Source organism: Alphaproteobacteria bacterium (assembly GCA_037146715.1).
Lineage (GTDB): Bacteria > Pseudomonadota > Alphaproteobacteria > UBA7879 > UBA5542 > JBAWWO01.
Window position 1 is genome coordinate 56107 of the sequence record JBAWWO010000004.1, and the last position, 18911, is coordinate 75017.

At 43.7% G+C, this 18911-nt stretch carries 18 protein-coding genes; 2 read left to right on the forward strand and 16 right to left on the reverse strand.

Translation table 11 applies throughout. The features are described 5' to 3' along the window. Positions 1-6: 6 nt before the first annotated feature. Genes WCG05_02475 through mraZ form a run of 13 tightly spaced genes read right to left on the reverse strand, consistent with a single transcriptional unit; the run spans position 7 to position 12012 of the window. Complete coding sequence (locus WCG05_02475) at positions 7-717, reverse strand: MotA/TolQ/ExbB proton channel family protein (protein ID MEI8320862.1); 711 nt, start codon at positions 715-717, stop codon at positions 7-9. Then, a complete protein-coding gene (gene ybgC, locus WCG05_02480; GenBank protein ID MEI8320863.1) occupies positions 710-1123 on the reverse strand; it encodes a tol-pal system-associated acyl-CoA thioesterase in 414 nt (137 codons plus the stop codon). The genes WCG05_02475 and ybgC overlap by 8 nt, the downstream gene beginning before the upstream one ends. Continuing rightward, positions 1116-2147, reverse strand: coding sequence for a Holliday junction branch migration DNA helicase RuvB (gene ruvB / locus WCG05_02485; GenBank protein ID MEI8320864.1), 1032 nt, complete (start codon positions 2145-2147; stop codon positions 1116-1118). Before ruvB ends, ybgC begins: the two co-directional genes overlap by 8 nt. Continuing rightward, on the reverse strand, positions 2140-2748 hold the full coding sequence (gene ruvA / locus WCG05_02490) for a Holliday junction branch migration protein RuvA (GenBank protein MEI8320865.1): 609 nt from the start codon (positions 2746-2748) through the stop codon (positions 2140-2142). Before ruvA ends, ruvB begins: the two co-directional genes overlap by 8 nt. Further along, the gene (gene ruvC, locus WCG05_02495) at positions 2732-3235 is read right to left on the reverse strand and encodes a crossover junction endodeoxyribonuclease RuvC (GenBank protein MEI8320866.1); all 504 of its coding nucleotides are present in this window, start codon (positions 3233-3235) and stop codon (positions 2732-2734) included. The genes ruvA and ruvC overlap by 17 nt, the downstream gene beginning before the upstream one ends. After that, positions 3232-4602, reverse strand: coding sequence for a UDP-N-acetylmuramoyl-L-alanine--D-glutamate ligase (gene murD / locus WCG05_02500; protein MEI8320867.1), 1371 nt, complete (start codon positions 4600-4602; stop codon positions 3232-3234). The genes ruvC and murD overlap by 4 nt, the downstream gene beginning before the upstream one ends. Beyond that, complete coding sequence (mraY, locus tag WCG05_02505) at positions 4599-5690, reverse strand: phospho-N-acetylmuramoyl-pentapeptide-transferase (GenBank protein ID MEI8320868.1); 1092 nt, start codon at positions 5688-5690, stop codon at positions 4599-4601. Before mraY ends, murD begins: the two co-directional genes overlap by 4 nt. Beyond that, positions 5680-7068 (reverse strand): UDP-N-acetylmuramoyl-tripeptide--D-alanyl-D-alanine ligase, encoded by a 1389-nt coding sequence (gene murF, locus WCG05_02510; protein MEI8320869.1) that lies wholly within the window; start codon positions 7066-7068, stop codon positions 5680-5682. The genes mraY and murF overlap by 11 nt, the downstream gene beginning before the upstream one ends. Further along, on the reverse strand, positions 7065-8552 hold the full coding sequence (locus tag WCG05_02515; GenBank protein ID MEI8320870.1) for a UDP-N-acetylmuramoyl-L-alanyl-D-glutamate--2,6-diaminopimelate ligase: 1488 nt from the start codon (positions 8550-8552) through the stop codon (positions 7065-7067). Before WCG05_02515 ends, murF begins: the two co-directional genes overlap by 4 nt. Continuing rightward, positions 8539-10254 (reverse strand): penicillin-binding protein 2, encoded by a 1716-nt coding sequence (locus WCG05_02520; protein ID MEI8320871.1) that lies wholly within the window; start codon positions 10252-10254, stop codon positions 8539-8541. Before WCG05_02520 ends, WCG05_02515 begins: the two co-directional genes overlap by 14 nt. Then, the gene (locus WCG05_02525; protein ID MEI8320872.1) at positions 10251-10586 is read right to left on the reverse strand and encodes a hypothetical protein; all 336 of its coding nucleotides are present in this window, start codon (positions 10584-10586) and stop codon (positions 10251-10253) included. The genes WCG05_02520 and WCG05_02525 overlap by 4 nt, the downstream gene beginning before the upstream one ends. Next, entirely contained in the window at positions 10583-11560 is a 978-nt protein-coding gene (gene rsmH / locus WCG05_02530) for a 16S rRNA (cytosine(1402)-N(4))-methyltransferase RsmH (GenBank protein MEI8320873.1), read from the reverse strand. The genes WCG05_02525 and rsmH overlap by 4 nt, the downstream gene beginning before the upstream one ends. Further along, complete coding sequence (gene mraZ, locus WCG05_02535; protein ID MEI8320874.1) at positions 11557-12012, reverse strand: division/cell wall cluster transcriptional repressor MraZ; 456 nt, start codon at positions 12010-12012, stop codon at positions 11557-11559. Before mraZ ends, rsmH begins: the two co-directional genes overlap by 4 nt. A 225-nt stretch (positions 12013-12237) precedes the next feature. Between mraZ and WCG05_02540 the strand changes: the two genes are divergently transcribed. Next, positions 12238-13077, forward strand: a complete 840-nt coding sequence (locus WCG05_02540; protein ID MEI8320875.1) for a hypothetical protein — start codon at positions 12238-12240, stop codon at positions 13075-13077. A 59-nt stretch (positions 13078-13136) separates the two neighbouring features. Here the strand turns inward: WCG05_02540 and WCG05_02545 are convergent, their stop codons facing one another. Further along, positions 13137-14303 carry a hypothetical protein gene (locus WCG05_02545; GenBank protein MEI8320876.1) on the reverse strand — a complete coding sequence of 389 codons (1167 nt, stop codon included), beginning with the start codon at positions 14301-14303 and terminating at the stop codon, positions 13137-13139. A 107-nt stretch (positions 14304-14410) separates the two neighbouring features. Between WCG05_02545 and WCG05_02550 the strand changes: the two genes are divergently transcribed. Next, entirely contained in the window at positions 14411-14929 is a 519-nt protein-coding gene (locus tag WCG05_02550; protein MEI8320877.1) for a hypothetical protein, read from the forward strand. 231 nt (positions 14930-15160) lie between these two features. Here WCG05_02550 and lon read toward each other — a convergent pair whose 3' ends face one another. After that, entirely contained in the window at positions 15161-17557 is a 2397-nt protein-coding gene (gene lon, locus WCG05_02555) for an endopeptidase La (GenBank protein MEI8320878.1), read from the reverse strand. Between the two features lie 3 nt (positions 17558-17560). Further along, on the reverse strand, positions 17561-18832 hold the full coding sequence (clpX, locus tag WCG05_02560) for an ATP-dependent Clp protease ATP-binding subunit ClpX (protein ID MEI8320879.1): 1272 nt from the start codon (positions 18830-18832) through the stop codon (positions 17561-17563). Positions 18833-18911: the final 79 nt, after the last annotated feature.

Genomic DNA, 18911 nt, shown 5'->3' on the forward strand with positions numbered 1-18911 from the left:
GGAACCCTAGTAGATTTCTTTTGAATACAGGATGCATACTTTGTCGACGAAATGCTCGAGCAACTGAGTATATTCGCTCAAAAACGTATTAATTCTGTTGTAAGCCACAACGGCTGGAATAGCTGTTAAAAGACCCAAAGCTGTTGCCGCCAAGGCTTCTGCAATGCCAGGGGCTACTACGGCCAAGTTGGTATTTTGAGACATGGCGATGGACTGAAAGCTATGCATGATTCCCCAGACGGTTCCTAAAAGACCTATAAAGGGGGCCGTGGACCCAACAGTTGCCAAAAAGGTTGTGCTGCGTTGCAGACAATGTATTTGCCAGCGAAGAGCGCTTTCTAAGCTTTGAGACACCAGAGAAATTGAATTTTTTTTAGATTCTTCTGAATGGGAAACTTCAGAAATTTCAGAAAGACCTGCCCACAAAATATGATGCATAACGTGGTGAGGGTGCTCATTAAAAAAGTCTTTTAATTTAGACAAAGAATGAATCTTTGAGAGGTCACCCAGAATAGCGTTTGTAGATCTTTTTAGGCTTTTAAATTGCCATATTTTTTGAAGAATCAGATTCCAGCTCCAAATGGAGGCTATAACCAAAAGAAGCATAATGAATTGGACGAAAATATCTGCTTCCCAAAACAAAGACCACGCACTTGTGCCCTTTGCCGCAATAACTTCCGTTTGTGCTAAAATTTTTCCAGAACTTGTATCAGTCATGTATGTACCTTTTTGCCTTTTCTTGTAAGTATTCAGGGAATTTTATAGGTTTATAGGTGCCTAAGTCAACACAAACTATTTCAATTGTGATGGCAACGCATAGGCGGGTTTCCACATAAATTTTTTGATCAAATGTCATGCGAAATTTTGTCATGGTTTTGATTGAGGTTGCTATGGTCAACAGGTCATCTAGACGGGCGGGACTTTTGAATTTGATGTCCGCATGGGTGACGACAAAAAGAACTTTTTCCTTTTCGGCCCACTCTTGTTCCGTTCCGCCCCAATGTCTTAAAAGTTCTGTGCGACCTCGGGCCGCGAACTTCAGATAATCTGAATGGTAAACAACACCCCCTGCATCGGTATTTTCGTAGTAAACACGGGCTTTGATGGTGTGGGAACTAGTCATTTTCTTCCACAGTAGCAAGATCTTGGGGGAAAGGAAGATTCAGGTAATCATAAGCCGTTTTGGTCAGCATGCGGCCCCTGGGGGTTCGTTGCATAAAGCCTTTTTGCATCAGGTAGGGTTCAATCACATCTTCCAGCACATCTTTTTGTTCGGATAAAATAGCGGCTATGGTTTCAATACCTACAGGCCCGCCGTTATAGTGCTGAATGATTGTTGTAAGATACCGTCGATCCATTTGGTCAAAACCTTCCGAGTCTACCTCTAACTGTGCAAGGGCTTTGTCAACCAGCTGTTCGGTGACAGGAAATTGATCCCACAGGCAGGTAATATCCCGGACACGGCGCAAAAGGCGCAGGGCGATTCTAGGCGTTCCGCGGGATCTTTTTGCAATTTCCATGGTACCATCTTCGGTCATATCTAATTTCATTTGCAAAGCAGCCCGTTTCACAATGTGGGCCAGTTCATGGGGCGCATAAAAAATAAGAGCCAGGGGAATGCCAAAACGTTCTCGCAGGGGACGTGTGATCAAGCCAGAGCGGGTTGTGGCGCCGATAAGGGTGAAAGGGGGTAAATCGATTTGAACGGATCGAGCTGAGGGCCCCTCCCCAATCATAAGGTCCAACTTGAAGTCTTCCATAGCTGGGTAGAGGATTTCCTCAACAGCGGGGTTCAGACGGTGAATTTCATCAATAAACAATACATCATGCGGCTGCAAATTGGTCAGCAAAGCGGCTAAATCTCCGGCTTTGGCAATGACGGGGCCAGATGTAGAACGGAAGCTTGCCCCCAGTTCATGGGCAACAATTTGGGACAGGGTTGTTTTACCCAGGCCGGGCGGGCCATAGAATAGAATATGGTCAAGAGGTTCAGATCTTTTTTTAGCCGCTTCAATAAAAATCTTTAAGTTTTGTTTCAGTTGCTCTTGCCCTAAAAAATCTTCCAGCTTCAGGGGCCGCAAGGAATGCTTTAGCTCAACGATTTCTTCTTCTGCAGGTAAAACTTCTTTTGAAACGAGTCTATCCATTGGCTTTGCTCAATCGTTTAAGGGTTTGGGGGATCAGAGCGTCCAAAGAAAGATCAGCTCCCATGTCCTCATGAACTTTTGCCAGGGCTTCCGCCACATCTTGTCGTCTGTATCCCAAATTCATAAGGGCTGATAGGGCATCTTGACTGACGGACGCCAGAGGCACAATAGATGCAGTCACGCCAGGTAAAGAACCAGTCAGTAAAGTTTTGCCCTTAAGTTCATGGACAATACGCATGGCGAGTTTTGGCCCAACACCTTCGGCCTGGGTCAAAGGCAGATGATCTTGAGTAAGCAAACAAGTTTGAAGGGTTGCCGGTGAAATACTAGACAGTAAGCTTAAACAGACTTTGCCGCCCACACCCTGAACTGTTAGCAGTAGTTTGAAGGCTTCCCGTTCTTCCTCGGTAAAAAAACCAAAAAGGGTGATGTTGTCTTGGCGAATCAAAACTTCCACAGACACATTCGCAAAACTTCCTATGGGGGGTAGTTGACCTAAGGTTTGATTCGAACAAAGCAGGCTATAGCCCACCCCGTTCACATCCAACACCAGCTGGTTTCCCCTAATACCGTCTACAATTCCTTTAAGCTTTGCAATCATTTTTCAAAATCGTTTCATTAAAACTTCTGTAGTGGGCGTGACATATGGCAATGGCTAAAGCATCGGCAGCATCTTTTTTTGGGTTTACCCCTGGTAGCAAAATAGACACCATAGAGGCCACCTGTTCTTTTTCTGCATGACCATTTCCGACTATAGATTTTTTTACCTTATTTGCCCCATACTCTGCAACTGGAATTCCATAAAAAGCAGGGGACATAAGGGCAATTCCTCGGGCCATCCCCAACTTCAGGGTGGAAAGGGGGTTTTTGTTCACAAACACTTCTTCTACGGCTGCTTCTTGGGGGGCGTATTCTTTCAAAACCTTCATAATTTCTTCATGAATGGTGGTCAGTCTTGCGGCCATGGGCATATCTTCATGGGCATTAATAATGCCGTGTGCAATGTGAGATAGCCTGGTTCCGGAAGATTCAATAATCCCCCAACCCGTGTGGCGCAGTCCTGGGTCTAATCCGATAATACGGGTCATGATTGACCTATAAGGTTAGCCACATACTTTTTAAACACATTTCCCCGATGTTCAAAATTATCAAATTGGTCATACGACGCGCAAGCAGGCGCCAGCAGAATGGTAATATTTTCAGCGGGATTCTTCAGGGCCTCTTGAAAGGCGGCTTGGGTTGCTTTTTCCAGAGTCTGGGTTTCTAAACAGTCAAATTTTTTGTGGAAAAGAGCGTAATAGGCATGGCTTGACTGGCCGATTAAAAAGGCCTTTTGAATGCGACTTTCATAGGGCTTCAGGGCTGATATATCTTCAAACCCTTCTTTTGGTACGCCCCCCACAATCCAATAAATGGGCTCAAACTGCTGAATGGACTGGATGGAGGCCTCAAGCGTTGTGGCCTTGCTGTCATTCACAAAAAGAATGTTCTTAAAGCGGGCTACAATTTCCTGACGGTGGGGTAACCCCTGAAAAGTTTTAATCCCATGAATAATTTGGTCAGGGGTTGCTAGATCTAAGTCTGTGAGGATTGCAAAGGCCGCGGCTATATTTTGAAAATTGTGGGTTCCTTTTAGGTTTTCAAGGCTATTTAAATCCATGATTGATCTTGCGGGCTGGGTGCGGGCGTCTATCAAGTGTCCCTTTTCAACAAAGATGCCCGGAACTTTGTGCGTTGCAGAAATGGGTAAACCCTGTTCTTCTTGGCAGATTTTTTGCATGTCGTCAGAATCGACCCCAATAACTTTTTTGCCCTTTGGTTTTAAAAGCTTGAAAATGCGTTTCTTAGATTCAATGTAACCTTCCATTCCTCCGTGGCGGTCCAGATGATTTTTGGTCACATTTATAAAAATAGCGCCCTTTAGGGAAGGTGAAAAACATAGGTCTAGCTGAAAAGAAGAAAGCTCCAAAACATAGACACCTTTTTCATCAAGGGGAGTTAAATCAAGGGCTGGGATTCCCAGATTGCCGCCTTCTTGAACTTTCAGACCAGCTTCTTTCAGAATATGGGCAATTAGGGCAGTGGTAGTTGATTTTCCGTTAGAGCCGGTGATGCCAATAAAGGTGTTTTGGGGGCGAGCTTGTAGCAGCAATTCCACATCGCAGAGAATGGGCACATGATATTCTTTAGCCAGGGTTGCAACGGGATGAGGGGTTGGGTAAGTATGCGGAATTCCTGGGCTTAAAATAAGTCCTTTTTGCTGGGACCAATTTATTCTATCGGGGGGGGTTACAGGAATATCTAGAAACTTTGCTTTTTCTATGGATTCGGGTTCATCATCCCAAGCTTGCACATGGGCTCCCGACTCTATCAAAGCGTGGGCGGCAGACAGACCAGATTTTCCCAAACCAAAAACATAAAAACTCTGTCCTTTTGTATGGGGGAGAGGAATCATCTGATTTTCAAAGTCGCAAGACCAATCAAGGCCAAAATAATGGAAATAATCCAGAAGCGAATCACGACGGTGGATTCAGCCCATCCTTTTTTCTCAAAGTGATGATGCAAAGGGGCCATCAGGAAAATTCTTTTGCCACCGGTCATTTTAAAATAGGCAACCTGAAGCATAACAGAAACGGCTTCAAGAACAAAAATACCCCCAATGATGGCAAGCACAATTTCGTGTTTAACGATCAGGCTAATAGCCCCAAGCGCGCCCCCAATGGCCAACGACCCCATATCCCCCATGAAAATCATAGCAGGGGGTGCATTAAACCATAAAAAGCCCAAGCTGGCGCCTACGAATGCACCGCAAATGATGGCAAGCTCACCGCTGCCGGGCACAAAATGAAGCTGTAAATAGTGAGCAAAGACCGAGTTTCCAACAATATACGTAATCACGGCGAAGGATAAGGCGGTAAAGATGATAGGCCCGATGGCCAGGCCATCCAGTCCATCCGTCAGGTTAACGGCGTTGGATGATCCCACAATAACAAGCGTTGAAAATAGAAAGAACCATCCTCCCATATTCCAAAGAGCATTCTTAAAGAAAGGGAAAAAGAGTTGATTTTCGAGGGTGAGGGGAGAGTGGTGGAGAATGAAGTAAGTGGCGACACATCCTATTAAAATTTGAATGGCAAATTTGGTGCGACTGCGCATGCCATCAGGATATTGTTTGGTGACTTTTATGTAGTCATCAATGCCCCCCAAAACGCCCAAGGATAGAGTGACCCCCAAAACAATCCAAACATAGGAATTTGTCAGATCAGCCCACAAAAGCGTGCTGACGGTCATGCCCAGCAAAATCAAAGATCCACCCATGGTGGGAGTACCCTGCTTGGTGGTCAGGTGAGAAGCTGGCCCCTCTTTCCGGATGGGCTGACCTTTTCCTTGCAGAGCTTTCAGCTTTCGAATAAAAGCGGGTCCAAAGCAAAAAACAATAATCAAGGCTGTTAAGGTAGCACCTGCTGCCCGAACAGTAATATATTTGAAAATGTTTAAAAATGTATACTGACTATTAAGTGGATATAACAAATTATACAGCATAATGTTTCCTAATTCTTTCTGCGACTAAACTTAGTCTAGTACTTTTTGATGATTTAATAAATAGTTCATCTTTAGGTTTAATAATTCTAGTAAGTTCTTCTGATAGTTCATTAAGATCGTCAAAATGTTTCGCATGAATTTCTTGGTGAGCTTCTTGAAATAGTTCTTTCATAAGGGGTCCATAGGTAAACAAAAAATCTATTTTCATATTTTGAAGAGTCGTTTTCAAGTTCCTATGATATAGGCCAGATTGGGGACCTAGCTCTCCCATATCACCCAAAATTACAATGCGCCGTCCGTTGATGGGACGTTCCTGGAAAGCAATCAGAGCAGCCCTGGTGGAATCTGGATTGGCGTTGTAACTTTCATCCACCAATAAAATATCATCTCTCAATAAATAAGATTTTCCCCGACCTTCTGTTTCCGTAAAATTTCCAATTGTTATGATGGCTTTTTGTAAATCAGCTTTGAACATCTTAAGTGCCGTTAAAACGGCCAAACTATTCATGGCATGATGTTTGCCAAAGGCTTGCAGTTTATAAGAAACTTCTTCCCCCAAAATTTCGGCGCGAATATGACAACCCGCAGAGCTAGGTTCATACTTTAATAGACGTGTTTGACAGGCAGGATTCTCGCCAAATAAAAAGATATTCTTTACGTTATTTTCTTTAGCTTTTTCGACCAGAATATGGGTTTGATCTAAATCCCCATTTACAATGGCTGTCCCATTCGGTTGCAGGCCTTCAAATATTTCGGCCTTGGCTTTGGCAACACCGTCTAGAGACTTTAAAAACTCTATATGAGCATGGGCAATGGTCGTAATAATGGCCACATCTGGTTTTGCTATATGGGTCAGCAGGGAAATTTCGCCAGGCAAACTCATCCCTATCTCTAAAACCAAAAATTCTGATGCAGGGGGACAGTTGGCGATGGTGAGGGGAACGCCCAGCTTTGTATTAAAACTTTTCTCACTTTTGTGGGTTTTGGCTTGATCCGCCAAACAAAAAGCTAGCATATCTTTGGTTGATGTTTTCCCCGCACTGCCCGTAACTCCAACTACTTTCCCCTTAAAATTCTTGCGGGCATAGTTTCCTAAATTAACTAGGGCTTTATCGGTTTTTTCAACCAAAATTAAAGGAAAGTTTGAGGGGTAGGAAGGTAATTTTTTGTGCACAACGGCTGCAATAGCCCCCTTGTCGATCACTTGTTTCACAAAGTCATGACCATCAACTTTTTCTCCCTCAAGGGCTATAAAAACGTTGCCGACCTTCAGGGCGCGCGAGTCAATAGCAAAGGCTACCGTCGACCAATCTGTATTGCCAATAAGCTTGCCTTGGGTCGCTTCTGCAATTTTTTGCGCTGTCCAAAAGTGATTCATTTCTTCATACCCGATAAAATATTTTCTATAACAGATTTATCCAAAAATGGATAAGTAACCCCCTTGATGATTTGACCATCTTCAGGGCCTTTTCCTGTAACCACCAAAGCATCTTGAGGTTTTAAATGATGAATGGCATAGTTGATGGCTTCTGGTCGGTCTGGAATTTCAATAGCATCGGGGCAGCCCTTTAAAAGTTGCTGGCGAATAATTTGGGGATCTTCAAAGCGGGGGTTATCATCCGTAATTACCACATGGTCTGCATAGGCACTAGCCGCTTTCCCCATAAGGGGGCGGGTACTGGGGTCACGACCGCCTCCAGCGCCAAACACAACCCAGAGATCTCCTTTGATATGAGCACGCATGGTTTTTAATAAGGTTTCGATGCCGCCGGATGCGTGAGCATAATCAACATAAACAGGAGCCCCATTCGGGTGGCTTCCTACAAACTCTAAACGACCCGGAATGCCCTGAAGATGATCAAGAATTTGGATGGCGTTCTCTGTTTTTTCAGGGTTTACGGCTAGAACCAACCCTAAGGCACACAAAGCATTATAGACTTGAAATTCACCGATCAGAGGAAAGTTTACATGGTAAAGGTTGCCAAATATACGCAACTTTAAAGTTTGTCCATGAGGCAGGGGGGTCAAAGATTCCAAATGGATCTGAGCACCCTTTCGACCATATGTTAAAATTTTTGAAGAGATTGAATTCTTTAAAGTTTCAAATTCAGGAATATCTGCATTTAGAACAGTCGTTCCTTGGGGGGGCAAAATACGCTTGAATAGCTGTCTTTTTGCATCTAAATAGGCCTCAAGAGTTTTGTGGTAATCCAGATGATCGGGGCTTAAATTAGTGAAGGCAGCAGCCTTTAAATGTACGGCATCTAATCGGTGTTGATCTAGGCCATGGCTGGATGATTCCATCGCTAAATGGGTAATATTTTTTTTTGTCATAGCATCCAGCTGACTATGTAGGTATAGCGGATCAGGAGTGGTCAGGTGTTTTTGTTGTTGAAACTGGGTGCTTTGAATGCCTAATGTACCAAGGCTTGCAGCTTTATAACCAAGATGTTCCCAAATTTGACGCACAAAATTAACGACGGAGGTTTTTCCATTGGTGCCCGTTACGGCCACAATATTTTCAGGTTGCTTGGGGTAAAAGGCGGCCCCTAAAAAGGCTAGAAAGCGGCGGGGAATTTTCGTTTCTATAAAACACATATCAGGATAAGAAAGGGCATATTCTTTGCATTGATCCGGAGTGGCTGCAATGACTGTGGCTCCCTTAGAAATAGCATCGGGAATGAATGTGTCCCCTTTTGTTTCAGTGCCTGATATCGCTACGAATAGAGATCCTTTAGTGACTTTTCGGGAATCGTCAACAATGGATTCAATGGAAAATGTATGTAAGGGCTTTTTGCTGCGAGACCAGGCTGTGAAAGATTCTGGGTATTTTACAGTTTCTAAAAATTTATCGAGTTGCACGCTGGATCTCGTGATTCTGGAGGGGAACACGCATAGCCATTTGAATATTGGGGGCCGATTCATCAACAGGAAAAACATCCAGAAGAGGGGCCGCTTTTTCAATGACTCGTCTTGCGACGGGAGCTGCTGTCCACCCTCCCGTTGAAAAACCCATAGTCGATGAATTGCCCTGGGGTTCGTCTAGGGTGATAAGTCCGATATACTGTGGATTCGTCATGGGGAAGGCAAACACGAATGAGGCTCGATGCTTGTTTTTGGCCACATAACCCTTTCCATTGCTACTTTTTTTATTGGCAGATCCCGTTTTTCCGCCCACGATATAGCCAGGAACATCAGCCTGTTTTCCAGAGCCATGCTTAACGACAAGGTGCATTAAGCGGCGCATGGTCTCTGACGTTGCAGATGAGATGATTTGCACAGGTTCTCTGTCTTTGTTTTTATCGGCAATAAGGGTCGGAGATCTTAACAGCCCCCCATTAATAATACTTGCCAATCCATTCACAAGTTGCAAGGGACTGACGGCCAGACCATATCCATAAGAAACGGTGGCGGTGTTAATTTCTTTCCATTCACGGGGAGCCATAGGAATACCATTTTCTTTTAGATCAGTTTTTAAGGGTTTTAAAAATCCCAACTTTTCAAAGAAAGATTTTTGACCTTTTGGCCCCACTTTAAGGGCCATTTTGACAGTCCCGATGTTTGATGAATACATGAAAACTTCGGGCACAGAAAGCCAGCGATTTTTGGCCTGATAGTCACCAATTTTGTGCTTTCCTATCATAATAGGGTGGGATGCATCAAAGTTGTCTTTCAGGGATACTTTTTTGGAATCCAAAGCCATAGCAAAGGTAAAGATTTTAAAGATAGACCCGAATTCATAAATACCGGAGGTGTTAGCGTTAAAAATATCATCTTTTTTTGGATTAAAATGATGGGGGTCAAAGTCAGGTAAAGAAGCCATAGCAACAATTTCCCCTGTGTGGATGTTCATCAGTACGCCGTTGCCAGCCTTTGCATTAAATTCCTTGATGCCGGATTTTATTTCATCCCGCAAAATATGCTGAACACGCAAGTCCAATGACAGGCGCAAGGGTTCTTTCTGGCTTGTAAGCACATGGTCATAGGCCCGTTCAATGCCTGCCAGACCCTTGTTATCAATATTAGCGTACCCTAGAATATGAGAGCTTGTCGCCCCATGGGGGTATACCCGCTTCTGTTCTTTTTTGAACTCAATACCCACCAACCCCAAACTATTAATTTCTTGTTGTTGGGTAGGAGTTAGGTTCCGCTTCAACCAAATGAATGACTTTCTGGATTTAAATTTCTTGTAAAGTTCTTCCTCTTTCATATCTGGAAATATCAAAGAGAGCTTATGGGCCGTATCTTTTGGATCTAGTATTTCGGCTGCATTAGCAAACATAGAAAATGTAATCAAATTTGTGGCTAAAATTTCACCATTTCGATCAACGATATCAGCGCGGGCTATGGCATTTCCAAAGTTTGAAGGTACATTATGGGCGGAAGGTGTCCATACCATAACCCAAGCTAAACGACTGGCGATGCCTAGAAAAATGAATAATAAGGAAGCAAAGGCAAACCCAAGGCGTCCCCAGGGTTTTTGTTCTGTGGTTTGATATCTTTTATGCAGTAACGGCCTTAAGCGGCCGTTGGAGGAACTGGAATATGCTGCCGAATGGATCATTTGGTTTTCTCCAATCGAGCCATCATGAGGCGAGGAGCTTTTTCAGAGTTTAAAGATTCCAAAGAAGCAATCTGATAGGTTTTAGCGGGTTTCAGATGGATGTGTTGTTCGTTTAGTTCCTGCAAACGCTTAGGGCTGTTCAAAAATCCCCACTCGGCCTTTAGGACGTGAATAGAATCTTGTGCACTTTGGCTTTTTCTATGAGTAATGCGGATTTCTTTCTCTAAATTAGTGACTTGATGTTTCACATAGTACAGACAAATTCCTAGCAGCAAACTTCCCATTAAAGACAGGGCAGACATTCTTCTTAAAAGCATATGATTCAGGGTCATGATAAGTCCTCCTCAAAGGGCCAAGCAGGGGCCGTCGTTCTAAGGGCCCATCGTAACTTTGCTGATCGAGAGCGTGGATTGTCGCGTACTTCCTTCATGCTTGGGGCCATGCTCTTTTTATCAATCAATTGAAAGGTGGAGGGTAAAGAATCAGGAGTGTTAGGCCTTGGGTCATACCGTGAGGGATTGGATTTCTTGCCGCTGCGAGTCTGCAGAAATGTTTTAACTTCTCGATCTTCCAGGGAATGAAAAGATACTACAATAAGGTGTCCTCCGGGGTTTAAGATTTTCTCAGCCGCTCGCAGGCCTTTTTTCAAAGATCCCATTTCTTCATTTACAAAAATACGCAAAGCCTGAAAAGTTTTGGTGGCTGGATCTATTTTACGGGGGTCTTTATGGCCCAGGGTTTCATGAATTACCTTGGCCAGCTGTAGGGTGCTGGTAAAGGGGGTTTTGACTCGGTCATTTACAATGCGTTTGGCAATCTGCTTTGATTTTTTCTCATCCCCATAGGACCAAATAATATGGGCCAGCCGTTCTTCCGAATAGGTATTCACAACCTGGGCCGCCGTAACACCACTTTTTTCCATGCGCATGTCCAAAGGACCATCTTTTTGAAAGGAAAAACCACGGTCAGCTTGATCTAGTTGAGGCGAGGATACGCCTAAATCAAGAACAACCCCATCTACTTTTGGATGGACTGTTTCAGACATTAGGTGGTCCATATCAGCAAAATTTCCCTCAATAATATGAAAGCGGGGGTATGTTTTTCTTAGGGCTTGGGCGCGATCAACAGCGTCAGGGTCTCGATCAATACCATAAACAATGCAGGGAGATTTTTCTAAGATAGCTTTCGTATAACCACCAGCTCCAAAGGTGCCATCTACATAGGTTTTTCCAGCTACTGGATCCAGAACAGCCAGAACTTCATTCAGCAAGACCGGTTTATGAACAGTTTCCGCGGGTTCCATCATAGATTTTCCTTTAACTGCAGGGTGGCTTTTCCTTGCTTAATGCGGGCCCGGGCCTTTTCTTGATGATCATTAAAGGCCTTCGGGCTCCAAATCTGGAAAGTCGCGCCCCGTCCCACAAAAGCCGCCGTGTCATCAATGTGCGCAAAGTGGCGCAAATGTTCGGGCAGCATGATGCGGCCTTCAGGGTCCCAGGCAAGCTGATGGGTGTCAGCAAACAGGGCAGAAGCCAGATCTTCATGGGTTTCGGAAAATAAATCTAGACGGTCTAAGCTGTTACTAAGGGTTTGCATGCGGTCAATCCCACAGCCTTCAAGAGCAGACTGGGTGTAAGACCGGAAAAGGACAACCCCTTGAAACGATTGGGCAGATAGGGCTGTTCGAAAAGACGAAGGTACTGAAACCCTGCCTTTTCGATCAATCTTATTGATAAACGTCGATAAAAATAACGACATAACAACCCTACTTTCATGTTGTACCCTTAATTAATGGAGTAGCATGGGATGAGATGGGAGTCAATGGGAATTTGTGGAGAAATATGGGGATTGTTTGGGAATGTTTGTAAAAAACCTTAGAAAACAAGGCCTTCCAGAGGAAAATCATATGTGGATATTTCTATTGACTTTGATTTTCTTTGAGTACAAAATCAGAAAAAATCAACATATACAGGAGAGTATTCTATGAAAGCCTATTTTTTAAGTTTCTTTTTATTTGTGTCATTGGGACTATCCCATGTTGCTTGTGCGAGCACAGGCGATTCTGATGATGGCTACGCCTATGATAACACATCCTCAATAGCAGGTCGCGTTGGCTCTTATGCGCAAAAAGAAGAAGCCCATAGCTACGACTTAGCAGATCCTCTTTCTGCAGATGACCTTCAAGATAAAATTTCTAAGAATAAAAAGAAAGGTTTTTTCAAAACGCTTAGTCAAAAAATTCGTAAATTATCGAAAGGAAAGCAGGAAATTCAAAACGTAAAACTCTGCCTGGCTTATTGGCTTGTTTTGGATCATGGCTATGATCCTACAGAGCTATGCAAACGTGTGAGAAATGATTCTTTTTCTCATAAGAGGCCTCAAGGTCTCACAGATTTGCTTGTAGAGGTTTGCAAAAGAACAGCTCAGGAAGCAAAACCCTCAAAAGATCTGCCGGGGCTTAAAGCTTGTAAAGCTTTAGGTAAGCGTGAGAAGTTGGTATTCTTGTGTAAGCGGTTATGTAATCGGGTTGAGTATAAAAAGCCAGGCGTTTGGGCACAATGTATGGCCTTAAAGCATATGGGTATTTGTAAGGGATTAAAGCTGCCAGAATGCGTTAAGAATTGCGATATGCCGAAAAAATTGTCTGATGTAGATGACTTCTTACGGGAAGCTGCTAATCAAGGCATGAGATATGTGCAAGCAAAAGCTAGTACAAAGACAAAGCCGGATGCACTAGATTTGCAGACAGAATTAAGGCAGTCTTTCGAAAATAAGAAAATTAGAGCGCAGAAAAATACCGACGTGACAGAAACTAGCGTCTAAATTTTTTAGTGCAAAATGTCTTGAAACCACAGACTTTCGGGTCTGTGGTTTCATCGCCTCTAAAACACATAAGAAAGACCAGCGCGGAATAGAACGCTAGACCTTAGGGGGTAGCCGAGTCTGAATCCAGCAGTTTTATAGCCTGTGCTGGTATAAATAGAGCCGGATCTGGTCATATTAAACCGAATGATTGCCTCAGCTGAACCTCCCTGTTTATTTGGGGCCTGCAGAACATTGCTTACAAAAAGCTTCGGTTGATTCCAGGTGGCTACATTAAACCCTAGGTCAAATTTATCATCGGACCAAACTTTATCCACAATGGCTTCAGCAGACCAAGAAGTTCCGCGCTTGTTAGTTCCTTGGGAAAAGTTAATCTGCATAGGCGTAGTGGGAGTTCTAAAATGGTTGATCAGTTTGTTTTCAAGGCCATAGGGTGTAAAAACAGCCCTAAAGCCTGGCAGATATTTCCAGTCTCCAATAGGAATCATGGGATATTCAAAATCTTTTCCTGTGCCCAAAGAATACAATGAATAATAAAGGAAAGGATCTAATAAGTTCAGACACGTTCTAGATCTAAGCTTAGACTTTGAAAGATAGCCAGAGCCATAAATGGTATTCATTCCAGTAATATAATTCTGAACATCGTGTCCTTTGCCCTCTTGATAGTCGGAAAACACGTAATTTATTTGATCAGTGGATGACACTAAATAAGCGGCTGCATAGGTGGGGTTGATGGATTCTTTTTCTAGAAAACGATCTTTGATGGAATCACTTAAAACTTCGGTGGCCTGCATGCCGGCAATATCTACAGCAATCAGATATTGTGGGGGTGAGGCGCGGTTTGCAAGAATACTTGTTGACCCACTGCCATCTAAGTTAAAAGAGTAAGACCTCACTGACCAGCCCTGCCCAATTTGACGCACGGATGTCCCATGACCAAAGACTTCATGTTGGAAGGTGGATACATAGGTTGATACCATAAGTCTTGGGATCATCATGGCTAGATTTTTCCAGAGCTCATCGGGTTCGGGGCTGAATCTATCATCAAGATAACGATATCCCTCAAGCACAGACATGCTTAAATCGGCACCAACAAAAGGGGTTTGTTCTTGGGCGTCAGCAGAAAGTTGGTAGGTGTAATCGCGATCAAAATCGCTTCTTGAAGAACTTTCATATGTGAACGCAGAAATTCCCAACAGAATGATGAACCTTAAAAATATTCTCATGTCTTTCTCCTTTATGTCTTAGTTGATAAAATCTTATATGTAAAATTTTTTAGGAAGTCAATTAGTAAGGGATCGACAACTCTAATGGGGCTGGGTATAGTTACCATATGCGTAAAATTATATTTTTTGGATGGAGTGTTCTTTTTTTTCAGGGTTTATGGGCGGCGGATATGGCGGTTCCTCAAAGACAAGGCGCGTCCTCTGATATTGATTTCTTTCATGATCAATCCATTTTAAAGTCAGAGGGAGAACCGGCCAACACAGACCGGTATAACGTTCTTTCGGATGATCTTGAAGTCCAAACCAGGCCTAAATTTGCAGCCCCAGCGCCTCTTGTGGGATATTCTCTTGATGAGCCATCTCAGAAAACTGCTGTTGTAAATATTTCTTCAGCAGCGGCTATTTCTCCATCTCCGAGAGAAATGCCGAACATTCCTCAACAACAGATCCCTTCGGTTCCTGTTTCTGGGGGAGGGGGCTCTTCCTCCCCAGAACTAGGTTGGGGTATTCCCGTTTCTGCTGCAACGCCTCAACAGCCACCTCAGATGCCTCAAGGGCACGGAATTTCTCAAGCTCAAGGCCCAGCAATCATGCCGCAGGGGGCTTTAAGCTGGTTGACGAAGTAGTGCTCGCCTACATCCGTCACTTCCTCTCCCCCATTTTTTGCTTTCCTCGAGCCCCCTTGCTTTCCTCGGGTTCTCTCTTTTTGAATTCCTCGGGCTTGACCCGAGGACCCACGCCTTACTTCTTTCGGCACCCCAACAGGGGCGCGTTCCGCACCCTTAGACCCTCGGGTCAAGCCCGAGGGAATCCAATTGGGGGCATTTCGCGAAGCAATCGGCCAAAAATCTAGGTTTTTAGTGATGAACAGCTGTTGGCGGTAAGGGGTAGGTAGCTGGGCTAGACATGGGCGGAGCATCCGAAGCGATCAGATCAACAAAGGGTTGAGGTTGATTCACAAGGGCTTCCGCTAACACTTCCGTCAACGTTTCTACAGGAATAATTTTCAAAGATTTCAAAATGCTTTCTGGAATTTCAACCAAGTCTTTCTCATTTTCCTTGGGGATAAGAACGGTCTTGATGCCGCCTCTCTGAGCGGCTAACAATTTTTCTTTCAGCCCTCCAATGGGAAAAACAAGCCCCCGCAAGGTAATTTCCCCCGTCATAGCAACGCAAGATTTTACTGGAATACCGGTCAGCAAAGATACCAAGGTTGTTGAAATAGACACGCCGGCAGAGGGGCCATCCTTTGGAGTTGCGCCCTCAGGCACATGAAGATGAATGTCAATTTTGCCAAAAACTGCAGGGTCAATACCAAGTTCAGCAGCTCTTGATTTCACATAACTTAAAGAAGCTTTTACAGATTCCTGCATCACTTCCCCCAACTTTCCTGTAATATTTATTTTACCTTTACCTTCGGATTTGACGGCTTCGATATACAGCAAATCGCCGCCCATTTCCGTCCAGGCGAGTCCGGTCGTAACGCCAACCTGGGGGACATTCTCAGCTTTTTCAAACTGATACTTAATGGGGCCTAAATAACTCTGCAAATTTTCTGGGGTAATGGTGATGGATGATACTTTTTTGTCAGCCAATTGACGAACGGCTTTGCGGCATAGAGAAGCAATTTGTCGTTCTAATCCGCGCACACCAGCCTCCCGAGTATAGGACCGAATAATTTGTAATAGGGCGTCGTTTGTAAAGGCAAGCTCTTCCTTTTTTACGGCATTGTCAGTTTTTTGTTTTTCAACCAGATAGCCTAAGGCAATTTGAAGTTTTTCCTCTTCTGTGTATCCCTCAATAGAAATGATTTCCATGCGATCTAATAAAGGTCGGGGCAGGTTCAAACTGTTCGCAGTAGCCAAAAACATCACATTAGAAAGATCATAATCGACTTCCAAGTAATGATCATTAAAGTGCTTGTTTTGTTCAGGATCCAACACTTCAAGAAGCGCAGAGGCCGGGTCGCCGCGCCAGTCGGTTCCCATTTTATCAATTTCATCTAGCAAAAATAAGGGGTTCGTAGACTTGGCTTTTTTCATGCCTTGAACAATTTTGCCAGGCATGGATCCAATATAGGTGCGACGGTGACCCCGAATTTCAGATTCGTCATGAACGCCGCCTAAAGCAACGCGCACATAAGGACGTTGTGTTACTTTTGCAATAGATTTTGCCAGGGACGTTTTTCCAACACCTGGGGGACCAACCAAACAAATAATTTGCCCTTTAGGTTGGGCCAGACGCTGTTGCACAGATAGAAATTCTAAAATGCGTTCTTTTACTTTTTTAAGACCATAATGGTCTTGGTCTAAAGTTTCTTCCGCCTGTTTTAGGGTGAATTTTTTCCATGGAGATTTCTCCCAGGGAATTTCAAGCAGCCAGTCTAAATAATTTCTAATGACAGAAGCTTCTGCTGACATGGGGTTCATGGCCCGCAGTTTTCTAAGTTCATCCTGGGCTTTTTTCTTTGCCTCAGCAGACAGAGGGGTTGCATTGATTTTCTGTTCCAAAATCCCCATTTCGTCTTTACCATCCTCGTTATGAAGTTCTTTCTGGATGGCTTTCATTTGTTCTTGCAAATAATATTCCCGATGGTTTTTGGCCATCTGAGCCTTAATGCGTTCCCGGATTTTTTCTTCTGTTTGCGAGCTTTCAATTTCTCTTTTTAAGAAAAACAAGACAAGTTCCATGCGGTCTTTAATGGGGAGCCGTTCCAACAAATCTTGTCGTTCAGGAATGGTCAAGGGAATTTGCATAGATACCGTATCGATAACTTTTTCAATGTCGTCGAGAGCAAACAGGTTGGCAATAAATTCGGGTGTGATTTTCTTATTGAATTTTGCATATTCTTCAAACTCGGTAATCAACAACTTATCTAAAACATACAGGGTTTCTTGATCGGGAAGGGGGCTGATCAGTGTGGAGGCTTCTCCCCACATAAAGGGGCCCTTATCATCAACGTTTTCAATGGTTGCCCTGTGTTTTCCTTCAATCAAAACCTTTACGGTTCCATCTGGAAGGTTCACCATTTCAGAAATTTGTCCGATGGTGCCGATCTTATGAAGATCTTTTGCAGTGGGTTCATCAACAATAGATTCTTTTTGAGTGACGACAATCACATGACGATTGGTTAAACGGATAGCTTCTTCAAGGGCAACAACAGATTTAGAGCGCCCAACAAAAAGCGTTGCAATCATCTGGGGAAAAACAACGATATCTCTCAAAGGGAGTAAAGGAAGTCTTTCATTTGTCATGGGTTAGACTGCTTTTGCTTGCTTTGAGGGTGCAGGGGTTTTCGAAGTTGTTAGCTTAGGATGTATCTTGCCCTCAACAATTTCTTTGGTGATAACGACAGTGTCTGAATTCTTGTGATCAGGCAGTTCAAACATCAGATCCAACAGAATGCTTTCTAAAATAGACCGAAGACCGCGGGCCCCAGTTTTTTTCTGAATAGCTTTTTCAGCAATGGTTCTAAGAGCTTCCTCTGTAAACTCAAGCTTGGCATCTTCCATGGTGAATAAGGCCTGGTATTGCTTGATCAAAGCATTTTTTGGTTCAGATAAAATTCGAATAAGGGCTTTTTCGTCCAAATCGTCTAAGGTGGCAATGACAGGCAAACGACCAATGAATTCAGGAATCAAACCATACTTCAGCAAGTCGGCAGGTTCAACACTTCTTAAAAGATCGGACGTATTCTTGTCTGCTTTTTTCAGGTCTGAACCGAACCCAATTGAGGACGGTTCCCCGCGAGACGCAATAACCTTTTCAAGGCCCGCAAAAGCGCCGCCACAGATAAACAAAATATTGGTGGTGTCAACTTGCAGGAAATCCTGTTGAGGATGTTTTCTGCCGCCTTGTGGCGGAACGGAGGCCATCGTGCCTTCCATCATTTTCAACAAGGCCTGCTGCACGCCTTCACCGGACACATCGCGCGTGATTGAGGGATTGTCAGACTTGCGGCTGATCTTATCAACTTCGTCAATGTAAACAATACCCCGTTGGGCTTGTTCAACGTTATAGTCAGCAGCTTGCAAAAGCTTCAAAATGATATTTTCAACGTCTTCGCCCACATATCCAGCCTCAGTCAAAGTTGTAGCATCGGCAATAGCAAAGGGCACATTCAAGATGCGCGCCAAGGTTTGGGCCAAAAGAGTTTTTCCACAGCCCGTGGGACCAATGATTAAAATGTTTGATTTTTGAAGTTCAACTTCCCGTGAGGAATCAATTTCATGATTCAACCTTTTGTAGTGGTTGTGAACGGCAACGGACAGGGTTCTTTTTGCACGCTCTTGTCCAATAACGTATTCATCTAGAACTTTATAGATTTCTGAAGGGGTTGGAACTTTTTCCGTTTGGGGTGCAAAGTTATCTTTGATTTCTTCTTCAATAACATTGACGCACAGTTCAATACATTCGTTGCATATGAAAACGGAAGGCCCAGCAATAAGCTTTTTAACCTCGTGCTGATTCTTTCCACAGAAGGAACAATAATGTTCTTTTAACTCTTCAGGTGTTTTTCCGTTCGTCATTCTAGATCTCTTCTTTTTTGTTCGTTCTAATCATTATTGTAAGGAAATTCAAATTAAATGCAAGGCCTCCTTCAATAGG